The organism is Treponema sp. Marseille-Q4130, from assembly GCF_014334325.1.
In the GTDB taxonomy this organism is placed as follows: Bacteria; Spirochaetota; Spirochaetia; order Treponematales; family Treponemataceae; genus Treponema_D.
In genome coordinates, this window is the sequence record NZ_JACSET010000010.1 from 1 (window position 1) to 13,575 (window position 13,575).

A 13,575-nucleotide genomic window follows, 5' to 3' on the forward strand; every position below is an offset into this window, starting at 1 on the left:
ATATTAAAATTCTGTTATTTTTGTATTAAAATTATAAACTATTTTTATAGAATAGCTAAGTGATAAATCAAATTAAAAAATTCAAAAAATAAGAAAGCTCTAGCTTTAATAAATAAACTAGAGCTATAATCTTATAATTTTTTGTGATTTTTTAATTATTTACTTAATTAATGACCAGCTTTATAAGCAGCTATAGCTTTTTCAAAGTTTATTTTTTTACTAATAGGAATAATATAAACATGTAAACCAATACTAACATTATTTCTATAATAGGCATAATACTTTAAAGTATCATCTCCAGTATCTTCATTCTTAAATCCTTCACCTATAATATAATAATGAAAAGTTGCGTTGTCTAAACCATTGGCATTAAGAATGGTAGTCTTACGTTCACCTTCTTCAGTTCCAGATAAAATATGCCCTCTTGCTAAATTAATCTGGTCATTAGGAGCAACTTTGAGGCCTTCAAAAGTATTTTCATCATTCACCACTACTTCTACTCCACTATCAGCCGGCATTGAACAGCTCTGCATTCCAAGCCCAGCAGTTCCAATTAACCCTGCAGCAATAAGCGCTTTTAATTTAGGGTTCATCTCATTCATCATCGCAGCCTCGTTATATACCTGTTCAAAAAGCTCTTTGGTGGAGCTTGTGTGGGTTTTAATAGGGGTATTGTAGCATTTTTTATTAGATTTGTATATATTAGGGACACGCTGATCACGGAAATCAATTTTCAGCTTATTTCTTGCTTCTTATTCGGTCGAATGTCAAGGTTCGAAATTAGCTGATAACACTATGCTTCCGGCGAGGACGGCTACGGTACAATTGTCCGTAAGCGTGTACAATCGCGGCTCTCACAGCGGAATCGGTACGTAAAAAGTACAACAGTTCTGTAGACACCGCGAGTTTGCAACGCAAACTCGTTAGTGAGGCGAAGCCGAACGCCCTTCCGCAAGCTGAACGCACAAAGTCGCACGCGGGTCTCCCGCTGCTGCGCCGTATTGTGCACACTTCCAGCAGTTTTATTACGCAGGTGAGAACCTCGCCTTCGCACACTTTTATTCGTTTTCGAAACTCGCTATTCACTTAATCCGCGGAACGGTTGGAAGATTTCGAGTTTTAGAAAACTCGAAATTGAACCTATAACTTAAAAAGTTGAAAAGTCGTGAAAATATTCAAAAAATTACGCTTTTTCCTATATAATATGATCCTGCATATACAAACGTAAAGCACACTCAGCGCTGCCTTTCCGCGCTATTGACGAAGCACAAGGTAAATGGGAAAATCGCGCTATGAGCAAATATATACTCGTGACGAGCGGCGTATGTTCCAGTCTCGGCAAAGGTGTGGCATCCGCATCTCTCGGAAGTCTTCTCGAATGCAGCGGGCTTTCGATTTCAATGATAAAATGCGATCCGTACATCAATCTCGACGCCGGAAACATCAGTCCGTTTCAGCACGGCGAAGTATATGTTACCGAAGACGGTGCGGAAACCGATTTGGATTTGGGCAATTTCGCGCGCTTTACGAGTGTCAATGTCGCCGAACACAACTGCATTACGATCGGAAAAATCTACAACCAAGTGATCCAAAACGAACGCGCCGGCAGGTATAACGGACGCACGGTACAGGTGATCCCGCACATCACCGACGAGATAAAGCGCAATATCCTTTCCGTCGGCGAACGTTCGGGGGCGGACGTCGTCATCGTCGAAATCGGCGGTACCGTCGGAGATATCGAATCGATCCCGTATCTTGAAGCCGCACGGCAGCTCATTCACGAACTCGGCAAAAACGAAGTATGCGTCATCCACATCACGCTCGTGCCTGCGATTATCGGCGGTGAATTGAAAACGAAGCCGACGCAGCATTCGGTGAAACAGCTGCAGGAAGCGGGTATCCAGCCGGATATCCTTTTGTGCCGCACCGCAAACGAACTCGATATGCCGCTCAGAAAAAAAATTGCGCTGTTCTGCAACGTTGCCCCCGATGCGGTTTTTTCTTCGGTCGACGTACAGAAATCGGTATACGAGCTTCCGGTCATTTTTCACAAAGAAGGCTTCGATGCGCGGGTGCTCAAAAAGCTTGCGCTCACCGCCGAACGCTGCAATATCCGCCCGTGGACGGCATTCCTTGAAAAGCTCAATGCCTGCGGCCCCGCCGTGTGCATCGCCGTCGTCGGCAAAAAAGATTACCTTGACGATTGCTATAAATCGGTACGCGAATCGCTGTTTCACGCCGCGGTTACGCAGTACGGCGCCGAGCTGAAACTCCGCAAAATCGACGCGGAAACGCTCGAAAGCTGCAAAAACGAAAAGGAGATAGCGGCGGCGTTCAAAGACGTCGACGGTATCGTCGTGCCCGCGAATTACGGGCAGCGCGGATTTCTCGGTCTCCTCGTTGCGGTAAAATATGCGCGTGAAAACGATATACCCTATCTGGGTATCGATTTGGGTATGCAGCTTATGGCGATCGAAACGGGACGTTCGCTGTGCGGCTGGGCGGATGCGGACAGCACGGAGTTTATACAAAACAGCACTCACGCGATCATCAGTTTGCCGGAAGAACAGACGGGGCTTTCGGCTGCCGGTACGATGAAGCTCGGTGCGGGAACCGTCCGCCTCATCAAAGAGACGAAGCTTGCCGGCATCTACAAAAAGCTTACGATCATCGAACGGCACCGCAACAAGTACACGTTCGATAAAAAATACACCGCCGATATGACGGAGCACGGTCTCATCACGTCCGCGATTTCCGAACCGGACAACAGTACCGAAGCGTTCGAATGGAAGGATCACAGGTGGGGCATCGGCGTGCAGTATCACCCCGAATTCGTTTCCCGACCGATGAAACCGCATCCGCTTTTCGTTTCGTTTATCGGAGCGGCGCTCGGTAAAAAACAATGACGCCGAACCTTTTTACGGCCGGTGCCGTTTTGTGCTGTTGGCTGTTTTTTTCGGCCGGCTGTTCGCTGAAATATTCCGACGGAAAAAAAAACGTCGAATCGGAAGTGCCCGAATTCGTTTTTGCAAACGCAGATTTTTCTCGGTGGGAAAAAAATAAAAAGACGCTTTCGATGCGCGCGCGGACGCTCGAACAGTATAAGGGCGGCAGCACCTATGCGGATTCGGTTTCGTTTACGGCCTATGCGGACGACGGGAGTGCCGAAACCGAGGGCTCGTGCGGATTGGTCGCATTCGATTCGAAGCAAAAAATCTATTCGCTTTACGACGGGATCGAACTTACGAATGAACCGAGGGGCGTAACGATTTCGGCGGACGAACTGCGCTGGGACGGAAATACCGAACAGCTTACGAGCCGCCGCACCGATACGATCACGATGAAAAAAAACGGTACGGTCGTCCGCGGTTCGGGATTTTCCGCAAGCGGCGTAAGTAACCGTTTCGTATTTACCGGCGCCGTGTCGGGAACGGTCGAAACCGACGAAGATGCGGAGGAAGGCGGCGATGCGCAAAGCCGGCAATAAAACGCGTATAATCGTATTATTAATTTTATACGTTGTCGCTTCTATGCTCCCCGCGTGGTCGGAGCGTATTACGTTTTCCGCAAACAGCATGACGGGGACGGCCGGCAATACGTCCGATACGACAACTCTTTCGGGCAGCGCCTACGTGCTCACGTCGTCTATGGAAATCGCCGCCGATTCGATTACGATGAGCGGAAAAAATTTCCGCTACATCGAAGCCGACGGAAACATCACCGGAAAAAATATCGAAGCGAATATGGAATTCACGTGCGGGCGTCTTTCCTACGATCGCGAAACGAAGATCGCGACGCTCAAAGACAACGTACATCTTGCCGACACGGAAAACGGCGTATCGGTCGACGCGCAGCTTATCGAATACAATCAAAATACCGACATCGCGCGAATTCAAATCGGTATAACGATCAAACAAAAGGACAATGTCTGTTCGAGTGCGTATGCCGTATACCGCAAAAAAAATCAAATGCTCGAAATGAGCGGCAACTCGCAGATCACGCAGGGCGAAGATACGTTCCGCGCGCAGGAGATAACGCTGAATCTCGATACGCAGCAGATTACGCTCGATGGCCGCGTCAAAGGTTCCGTCGTCGACGATAAAAGCGCCGAGCCGGATAAAACCGAAAAAAAAGATTCGGTTGTGAGCGATGAAATCGATACGGCAGGAGACAACGCATCAGGCGAAGACGACGCACCGCCCGATGGAATGACGCCTCCCGGCAAAGTGCCCGGCGCAGTGCAGGATAAAGCTGCAAGCGGCGCGGAAAACGCAGCAAACGCTCCAATCGATGTACGCGAGCGCGGCCGCAAAAACGATACGGCATCCGACCTTTCAAAAGACGATGTTCCGCCCGATACGCTTTCACGTGCGAAGACGGGCGGCGGCAAACGGGGGATGGATGACTGACGAAATGCGGCACGTATTGCGGGTTTCAAGTTTATATAAATCATTCGGCAAAAAACGCGTCGTGCAGGGCATCGATTTTTCGATGGGCACGGGCGAAGTGCTCGGACTTCTCGGACCGAACGGTTCGGGCAAAACGACGACCTTTTACATGATCGTCGGATTTTACCGTCCGACTTCGGGCGACGTCTTTCTCGACGGAGAGAGGATCACGGTGCTCCCGATGTACAAGCGCGCGCGGCTCGGCATTTCGTATCTGCCGCAGGAACCGTCCGTGTTTAAAAAGCTGACGGTGGAAGAAAATATTTGGGCGATCCTTGAAACGCGGCGCGATCTTTCTGCCGGCGAAAAAAAGATGCGGCTCGAACAGCTTATAAGCGAATTCGATATCGGAAGGATCAGAGATCAGCAGGCGATCACGCTTTCGGGAGGAGAGCGTCGGCGTACCGAAATCGCCCGTTCGCTTGCAATAGAGCCGAAGTTTTTGCTGCTCGACGAACCCTTTGCGGGGATCGACCCGATCGCGGTTGCGGACATCAAAGGTATGATAAAGCTGCTTTCCGAGCGCGGTATCGGCATCCTCATCACCGATCACAACGTGCGCGACACGCTTGAGATCACGCACCGCGCGATCATCATCAATAACGGTCAAATCATGATGCAGGGCACGAAACAGGACATCCTCGATTCATCCGTTGCCCGCGAAATCTATCTCGGCAAAGATTTTTCGATGTAAGCGCTTGTGGATTTATTGTGAAAACAACTGTAAACTATCGCCGTTTCGTTTGTTTAATAGGTTGAACGTCGAGTTTTAAAAGTATCAGTTGTTAAATTTATTCGTGCGGAGGGTTTAATACCCCGACGCTTGCGTCGTAACAAAGGGTATTAAAGCCGACTGCAACCACCTTATGAGAACATACAGTGCGAAACGTTGAGCACTGTACCCGACGCTTGCGTCGGGGGTGTTGATTAATAAAAGTATCGGAAGTTTTTTACGGGAGTTTATGATAACAAAGAGGTATGGGAGTATACGATGAAAAGAATTATGATGACGGCAGCGGCACTGTGTTTTGCCTCTGTGATATTTGCTTACAATCCGCCGATCGGCGGAGAAAGTCTCGACAGACTTGTGAGTCCGACGCAGCTCACCTATGCGTCGTCGAGCGCGGGCGGCGGAATCTTTACCGCGGGTCCCGATGCGATCGTCTTCAACCCTGCGCTTATCGCGTATGAGCAGCGCATCACGCTCGACGCTGCGTACACGGCGCTTTTTTCTTCGGACGGCGGATCGAAAACTTTCGGCAGCGCGTTACAGGGAGGACTCCTCGTTCCGTGGAAATACTTTGTTGCGAGCGGCGTCGTTAAAGGCGTATTTTTGCCGATCGATAAAATCGACATCGGAAATACGCTCGGTACGAATGTCGGTATCGCAAAAGAGGTGAGCGAGCGTCTGTCCGTCGGAGTCGGTATGTACGGCGGCGTGTATTGGGGACACGGCAGCGATTGGTCGTTCGGCGCAAATATCGGTGCGCTCTATCGCATCCCGCGTCTCGGTTTTATGAAAGATTTCAGGCTCGGTGTGTCGGTGCTCAATCTCGGCAAAAATTACACATCGACGGATCTCATCGGCATTGACAGGAAAAACAAAGCGGGTATGTTTCCGATGCTCGGAACCGTGCACGCAGGCGTTGCGGCTCTTTTGTTTGCAAACGATCATGTAAAAGGCGGCGCTTCGTTTGAATTGATAACGCCGGGATTTCAAAATCTCATCGTTGCCACGGGCTTTCAGTTTTCCGTAAAAGACGCGCTGTTTTTGCGCATATCGGAAGAGGTCAATATCCGTGAAGCGATAAAGCTCCGCGATTACGATAAGTACGGCAATTTTATGCCGGCAGTCAGCATCGGCTATCGCTTTACGTTTAAGACGAAGCGTAACGAATATCTGAAGCGCAACGGCTGGGGCGAAAGCGATATGACAGTCAACGCGGGGTGGCAGCAGCTTTACGAAACGGTGCACGCCGTTTCGGGCAATGTCAAATTCAATCTCGGCATGAAAGATACCGATCCGCCGGAAATCGAATTGTGGACAGGGGAGGATAAATAATGAAACGGATATCTGCACTTATGGCGGCGGTACTTTTTTTGTTTTCCGCCGCTTCGGTCTCTGCTCAGCGGCAGCCGAAATATATTTCACCGAACAACGACGGCGTTCAGGATTCGCTCGATGTTCCGCTGCGCATTTCCGACAGGCGTTACGTCGTTTCGTGGAGCTTTGTCGTCGAAAACGCAGGCGGCAGCGTCGTTCGAACGATCGGAAACAAACTCGCGTTTACCGAAAAACTGACGTTCAAATCGTTTTGGAAACAGCTCTTTTCTCCGAAAAAGACGATAGACATTCCCCCCGTCGTTTCGTGGAACGGCGTTATGGATAACGGCGAAACGGCTCCCGACGGAACTTATTATTATTATTTTACGGCGGCGGACGATAACGGCAATATCGGCAAAACGGATAAGTATACGGTTGTCGTCGATACGACGCCTCCTTCTATCGCGCTTACTCAGCCGACCGATAAGATTTTCGGCGAAGGGGCGAAAGCGTCTTTTACCGTGCGGCAGTCCGGTTCAAAAGAAGATGAGTGGAAAGGTGTCTTTGCGGGTACGGACGGAACGGCGGTAAAAAATTATTCGTGGAAAGACACGACGCCGCCCGAGTTCAGCTGGAACGGAACGGGAGATTCAGGCAAACCCGTTGCGGACGGCATCTATTCGTATACGGTTACGGCGACGGACAGAGCGGGAAATACTTCCCCTGCCGCTTCCATATCGAATATCATCTTTTCTGCGGAAAAGCCTGCGACGAATATCGCGATTTCGGGTTCACGCTATTTTTCTCCGAATACCGAAAGCAAACAAAAAGCGGTTACGTTCAATGTGACCATTCCCGTTCCTGCAGCGAGCACCGGCAACAAGCTCACCGAATGGGCTGTGACCGTCGTCGATGCGAACGGCAAAGTCTACCGTACATTCGATCAGTCGACGTCCGCTTTGCCGCCGGAGACGATCGTATTCGACGGTACGGGAGCCGACGGCAAAACGCTTCCCGACGGACGCTATCAGGCGCGCGTCACGGCAAAATATCTCAACGGCTATGAAACGACTCCGATAGTGTCGCCGGTGTGCGTCATCGACACGAAGCGACCCGAGGCGCAGCTCCGCGTTTCCGACAAAGTATTCGGCGCGGGTTCGAAGAGCACGATTACGATAAATGAAACGATCGTGCCGAAAACGCTCGCGGCGGTTCCCGCATGGACGGGACGCATCTACGCTTCAAGCGATATGACGAAGGCGGTGCGAGAATATTCGCTCGGCGAATTTCCGCCCGAAACGATTTCGTGGGACGGCCTCGACGACAACGGAAAATTTGTTCCCGACGGTTCATACGTGTACGAGCTTTCCGCAATCGATTTGGCGGGCAACAGCGTTGCCGTCCGTTCGGACGCCTTCAATTTCGATACGACGAAAGCGACGCTGCTCCTTGCGATGCAGGGCACAGCATTTTCTCCGAACGGTGATAAAGTCAAAGATACGATTTCGTTTACGCCCGTCACTCACGCGGGAAGCGGCGGTATCGTAAAGTATGTGTTTAAAATCGCTGCGGCGGGTTCAAGCGTCGCACTGAAAACGGTGAGCGAAAATAAAAGCGTGCCCGCATCCTTTGTGTGGGACGGAAGGGACGATAAAGGCGCCCTTTGCTCCGACGGACAGTATATCGCCTCTCTTGAAATAACGTCCGCAAACGCTTCGACGGCATCGGCTTCGACGCAGGTTTTTGCCCTCGATACGAAAGCGCCGTACCTCGCGGCGGAGATCCCGTGGACGTCCTTTTCACCGTCCGGCGATTCGACCCAGATCGAGCTGCCGGTCGGCGTTCGCGACTGCACGACGGAAAAACTGTGGACTGCCGAAGTGCGCAATGCGCGCGGTACCCTTGTTCGGAAATACACGTGGGCGGGTACCGTACAGACGGACGGCAAAGCGGGATTCTCATGGAACGGTGCCGACGAATCGGGCAATACGGTACCCGACGGCACATATTCACTCGTCATCGCTTCGACTGATGAAGCGGGCAATGCGTTCAGCACTGCATTGAACGGCATCGCAATCGATACGCGAGATGTAAAAGCATACGTGACGACGACGTACGACGGTATTTCTCCCAACGGCGACGGCGTGCTCGATTCGCAGCGCTTCGATATCCGCACTTCGGTCAGCGATACGATTTCGTCGTGGAATTTCGACGTGTGCAGAGAAGACGGAAAGGCGGTACGCAGCCGGTCGTCGAAAGACGGCGAAAGCCTTCCCGAATCGATTGCGTGGGACGGTTTCGACGACGCGGGAAAAGCGGGCGAGGGCACCTTTACCGGAAAGCTCCGCATCGTGTATCGCAACGGACGGAGCGTTTCCGTTTCGTCTTCTCCGTTCGTGTGCTCGGCTACTCCTCCCGAACTCAGCGTTCGTACGACGCCTGCCTACTTCAGTCCCGACAACGACGGCGTCGATGACGATTTGTTTATCAAATTGAACGGTTCGACAAAGGGGAAAATCACCGAGTGGTCGTTTACGATCGACGATCCGAACGGCCGCCGCTTTTGGCAGACGGGCGGAACGTCGGCGATTACGGAACGCATCGTGTGGGACGGTTTAAGCAATACGCAAAAGACCGCGTCGGGTGCGGCCGAGCGTGTGCAGTCGGCCGTCGATTATCCGTGGACATTTACCGTCAAAGACAATCTCGGCATGACATCGACGGTCAAAGGTATCATCCCCGTGGACGTGCTCGTCATCCGCGACGGCAACGTGCTCAAAATGGCCGTTCCGTCTATCATCTTCCGCCCCGACAACGCCGACTTCAAAGTCGAAAGCGCTCCGGGAAAGCGGGACGGCGTTACGGCCGAACAGGCTGCAAACAACGAGCGCATCTTGAAGCGCATCGCGGAAATCCTGAATAAATTCAAGGAGTACAAAGTGACCGTCGTCGGGCATGCGAACCGTACAACTGAAAACGAAGCCGAAGAAACGCAGGACAATCCGCGCCTGTGGGGACCTGCGCTCATCCCGCTGTCCGAAAAACGTGCGGAATTTGTAAAATCCTATCTCGTCGATAAGGGCATAAGCGCGTCTCGTCTCGCAACCGAAGGAAAGGGCGGTACGGAACTCGTCGCCGATTGGCGCGATAAAGATCACAATTGGAAAAATAGGCGCGTCGAATTTATTTTACAAAAGTAAGCGATAAAACGCAGCACCGAAAGACGGACCTGTCGGAAGACGAGTCCGTCTTTTTTTATGCCTTGCAGAGAATGTTTTTTCAGAATGCAGTGGCTGCGCTTACAGCTGCATTTTGTAGCCGAAATTGCATTCGAATCCGGCGGCGGGAGAATTGTTTATTAAATCGGAGATGCGCACTTGCAGCATCGTGCGGAATTCTCCCCGTCCGATTTTTACCGCGGCATACGGAGAGGCGCTAATCGTCGGCACGGAAGCGAAGAGGTCGGCAAAATTTTTTATATCGAGGTAAGTTTTGTCTTTAAATGAAATCGTGTTGTGTATGCCGAATTCGAAACGCTGTGCGCCGATGTACACTGAAGGGTTGCAAAGCGTAAAATTGCAGCCGAGCGTGTCGCGAATAAAGAGCAGCTCTTCGACCGTGTCGGAAGGGAGACTGAACGCGGCGAACATCGCTTGATACGACGACAGCCGCATACGAAATTCCGCGAGGAGATAGATGCTTGCGATGTCGAACGAAAAGGTGTCCGAACCCTCTTTGATCGGCAGATCGTACACGCCCGTCTGTATAAAAAACGAGCAGGGCGTATAATTGTTTCCGAGAAGCATGGTGATGCCCGTATGCGCGTACAGAGAGTCGACGAGGAGGATAACGTCTTCCCCTGCGGCATTTTTGTTTTTCATCGGGGAATTGATGCCTGCTGCGGCGTCGAGGATAAAATACTGATAAGCGCATGCAAAGCGCGCGTCGGCGTTCAGCACGAAATTGTTGTCAGGGTTTTCACGATTCACGTACAGGTAGCCGCCGGTCGCTATGGGCGCGCTCGAAAAGCGTACGATATCGGAAACGCCGATACCGAACAGCGGACACACGATCGAGCCGGAAAGTCCGAGCCAGCTTTCGGTGATCTTCGATGAAATCGCTTCGATGCCGAACTGCCGCCGTAAAAGGAGGTCGGATCCGATCGGCTCGTAAGTACCGGCGAAAACGCTGAGAAAATTCGTGCTCTTTTCAAATTCTTTTCGGCGGATGAGCGACAGTTCGTCGATTTTGAAATCGGCGGGCGTTTTATTGAAAATCGTATTGTCGATGATGTCTCCGGTGCGCATCGAAAATTCGGCACGGGCGATGAGGTTGTTCGCCAAATTGAATTGTCCGGCAAAAAACGACTGCAGTTTGAGCTGCGTGTCAAAAGAGCCGCTTGCATCCGCAAATCCGAGGTCGGCTTTGACTCCGGTATAGCCTGAAAAAAATCCTGCGGCGGATACGCGATGAGCGAGCAGGGCAGATAATACGTATATGATACAAAGCGTTTTTTTCCGGTTCACGGCGGCACTCCTGATAAAAAAATCCGTAAAGATTGTCTCTATATTATCGGCAAAAGGCACGAATAACTGTATCGGAAAGGGATCGGAAAAAATTGTAAATTTTCGCGTTAGGCGCTTGAATTATCTTCGTTTACGTATATAATAAAGAGTATGAGCGATTATCTTGATCCCAACAATGAAGAGCTGTTGAAAGATTTTTTTGCCGAAGCCGAACAGCAGGTGGATAATCTCGAAAGCAATGTGTTGGTCATAGAAAACGATCCGACGAATCACGAAGCCATCGATGAAATCTTCCGTGCGGCGCATACGCTGAAAGGCGGATCGGCAACGGTAGAGATGAACGAAATCGCGTCGTTTACGCATTCGGTCGAAGACATGCTCGACGAAATTCGCTCCGACAGATTGAAAGTTACCGAACCGGTCATCGACGTGCTGCTCAACTCCATCGATGTTATCAAAGCGATGCTCGAAGCGCGCACAAACGGTTCGGTGTATTCGGAAAATATCGACGACCTTATCAACACGATCCATTCGTATATTTCAGGAAAAGACGGAAAGGCTCCCGCCGCAAAATCCGCCCCGAAACCGGCCGCTCCGAAAAAGGCGGCGCCGAAAGCCGAGTCTCCGAAACCCGCCGCATCGGGTGACGGGGACTTTGCGCGCCCCGCACTTTCGGAAAGCGAATACCTCGAACTGAAAGAAGCGTGTCAAGGCAATCAGTCCCTGTGGTGCGTGTCCGTAAAATTCGACGAAAGCAATCCCATGAACAGCGTCGGCGGCATTCAGGTTTTTGCCGCACTGAAATCGATCGGCAGCGTTTTAAAAACCGTTCCCGATTTCGACGCGCTGTACGAAGATACCTTTTACGAAAACGTGTATTATTATATTGCGACGTCGGAAACGCAGGAAAAGATCGAAGACACGGCTTTTCTTGCCGACGTAACGCTCATCGACGATGCGCAGCGCATCGATTCGTTTGACGGAGCGGACGGCGGCGAAGTACCGGAAGCCGCCGAAGAGGCTGCCGCATCCGAGACCGAAAGCGCCGAGCCGGAAGCTGCCGAATCGGCGGAAGCGGCGAAACCCGCCGCTCAGTCTACCCCTTCGCAAGCGGCTCCTTCCGGCGGACACGCTTCGACACCGGCGGCGTCCCATGCGGCGCAAGCCGGCTCCATACTGCGCGTGGATTCGAAGCGGATCGATTACCTGTTAAATCTCGTCAGTGAAACGGTTATCACGAAGGCGGCGTTCAATCAGCTTTCCATGCAGCTTGTCAATTCATTTGTCATGTTTCAGGGCATGGAAGCGAACTACAAAGAAAAAATGCGCCAGCTCTTTGAAATGCTCCCGCAGTATCTCGACAAAATCAGAAGCGGAACTTCGGTCAAAGACGTAAAAGACGAGATCATGAACAGCTACGGAGGTTTGTCGAATCTCTTCGATGCCTACGTTTCCGAAGTCAAAAGCGCGACGGAAAAATTCCGTTCGTCGACGCAAAACCTCGGACGCATTTCGAGCGAGCTGCAGGAAGGCGTCATGAAGATCCGTATGGTTCCGATCAGCCAGATTTTCAGCCGATTCCCGCGCGTCGTGCGCGATCTGCAGCGCGATCTCAATAAAAAAATCGATCTCAAAATCGAAGGCGAAGATACCGAACTCGATAAATCCGTCGTCGAAGACCTGCTCGATCCGATCATGCACTGTGTGCGTAACTCCGTCGATCACGGTGTTGAATCTCCGGACGATCGAAAAAAGGCGGGCAAGCGTGAAACGGGTACGGTGCTTTTGAAAGCATCGAACGAAGGCAATATGATCATCATCGAAATATCGGACGACGGTGCCGGTATCGATGTGCAGCGAGTCCGTCAAAAAGCGATCCAAAAAGGCCTCATTCATCCCGATAAAATTTTGACCGATCAGGAAGCGTTCAATCTCATCTTCGAACCGGGATTTTCCACGTCGGATAAAATCACGAACGTTTCGGGGCGCGGCGTCGGACTCGATGTCGTCAAAACGATGATCGAAAAACTGAACGGCACGGTATTCGTCTCTTCGGTAAAAGGTCGCGGCACGACGTTTACGATCAAACTCCCGCTGACGCTTGCGATCATACAGGGCTTGCTCGTCAGAGTCGGAAGCGAAGTGTATTCCATTCCGATTGCGAGCGTCATCGAAAGCCAGCGCATCAAGCTGAGCGAGATAAGCACGATCGACAACTACGAAGTGCTCAACGTGCGGAACGAAGTGATCAGTATTTTGCGTTTTTCGCGCCTGTTCAATATCCGCGAAAGCGAAGCCGACAACGACGGCTATTGCTTTATCGTCATCGTCGGCTCTCAGGAAAAGAAAATCGGTATTATGGTCGACGGTCTTATCGGTGAAGAAGATGTCGTTATCAAACCGCTGCGCGATCAGTTTACCAATTCGCCGGGCATCGCCGGCGCGTCGATACTCGGAGACGGTTCCGTATCGTTGATCATCGACGTAAGCCAGCTGCTCGAACTCGGTGTGCGCAAAGAAATCAATGCCCAGCAGGCGATCGGTGCGAATCGGTGAG

General features: G+C 51.2%; 9 protein-coding genes. 7 read left to right on the forward strand and 2 right to left on the reverse strand.

From position 1 onward, the window contains the following. Window positions 1-167 precede the first annotated feature (167 nt). Window positions 168-605, reverse strand: coding sequence for a hypothetical protein (locus tag H9I36_RS10430; protein ID WP_187385298.1), 438 nt, complete (start codon window positions 603-605; stop codon window positions 168-170). A gap of 687 nt (window positions 606-1,292) precedes the next feature. Between H9I36_RS10430 and pyrG the strand changes: the two genes are divergently transcribed. The 6 genes from pyrG (at window position 1,293) to H9I36_RS10460 (ending at window position 9,692) form a co-directional block, all read left to right on the forward strand. Beyond that, window positions 1,293-2,906: a CTP synthase gene (gene pyrG, locus H9I36_RS10435; RefSeq protein WP_187385299.1), complete on the forward strand. Its 1,614-nt coding sequence runs from the start codon at window positions 1,293-1,295 to the stop codon at window positions 2,904-2,906. Beyond that, window positions 2,903-3,487 (forward strand): LPS export ABC transporter periplasmic protein LptC, encoded by a 585-nt coding sequence (gene lptC / locus H9I36_RS10440; RefSeq protein ID WP_187385300.1) that lies wholly within the window; start codon window positions 2,903-2,905, stop codon window positions 3,485-3,487. The genes pyrG and lptC overlap by 4 nt, the downstream gene beginning before the upstream one ends. Next, window positions 3,468-4,409, forward strand: a complete 942-nt coding sequence (locus tag H9I36_RS10445; RefSeq protein WP_255422730.1) for an LptA/OstA family protein — start codon at window positions 3,468-3,470, stop codon at window positions 4,407-4,409. The genes lptC and H9I36_RS10445 overlap by 20 nt, the downstream gene beginning before the upstream one ends. Next, window positions 4,402-5,142 (forward strand): LPS export ABC transporter ATP-binding protein, encoded by a 741-nt coding sequence (lptB, locus tag H9I36_RS10450; protein WP_187385301.1) that lies wholly within the window; start codon window positions 4,402-4,404, stop codon window positions 5,140-5,142. The genes H9I36_RS10445 and lptB overlap by 8 nt, the downstream gene beginning before the upstream one ends. Before the next feature lie 297 nt (window positions 5,143-5,439). Then, window positions 5,440-6,510 carry a hypothetical protein gene (locus tag H9I36_RS10455; protein WP_187385302.1) on the forward strand — a complete coding sequence of 357 codons (1,071 nt, stop codon included), beginning with the start codon at window positions 5,440-5,442 and terminating at the stop codon, window positions 6,508-6,510. Continuing rightward, window positions 6,510-9,692 (forward strand): FlgD immunoglobulin-like domain containing protein, encoded by a 3,183-nt coding sequence (locus H9I36_RS10460; RefSeq protein WP_187385303.1) that lies wholly within the window; start codon window positions 6,510-6,512, stop codon window positions 9,690-9,692. Before H9I36_RS10455 ends, H9I36_RS10460 begins: the two co-directional genes overlap by 1 nt. A gap of 99 nt (window positions 9,693-9,791) precedes the next feature. Here the strand turns inward: H9I36_RS10460 and H9I36_RS10465 are convergent, their stop codons facing one another. Further along, window positions 9,792-11,018, reverse strand: coding sequence for a hypothetical protein (locus H9I36_RS10465; RefSeq protein ID WP_187385304.1), 1,227 nt, complete (start codon window positions 11,016-11,018; stop codon window positions 9,792-9,794). Between the two features lie 150 nt (window positions 11,019-11,168). Between H9I36_RS10465 and H9I36_RS10470 the strand changes: the two genes are divergently transcribed. Continuing rightward, complete coding sequence (locus H9I36_RS10470; RefSeq protein ID WP_187385305.1) at window positions 11,169-13,574, forward strand: chemotaxis protein CheA; 2,406 nt, start codon at window positions 11,169-11,171, stop codon at window positions 13,572-13,574. The last annotated feature ends 1 nt before the right edge of the window (window position 13,575 follow it).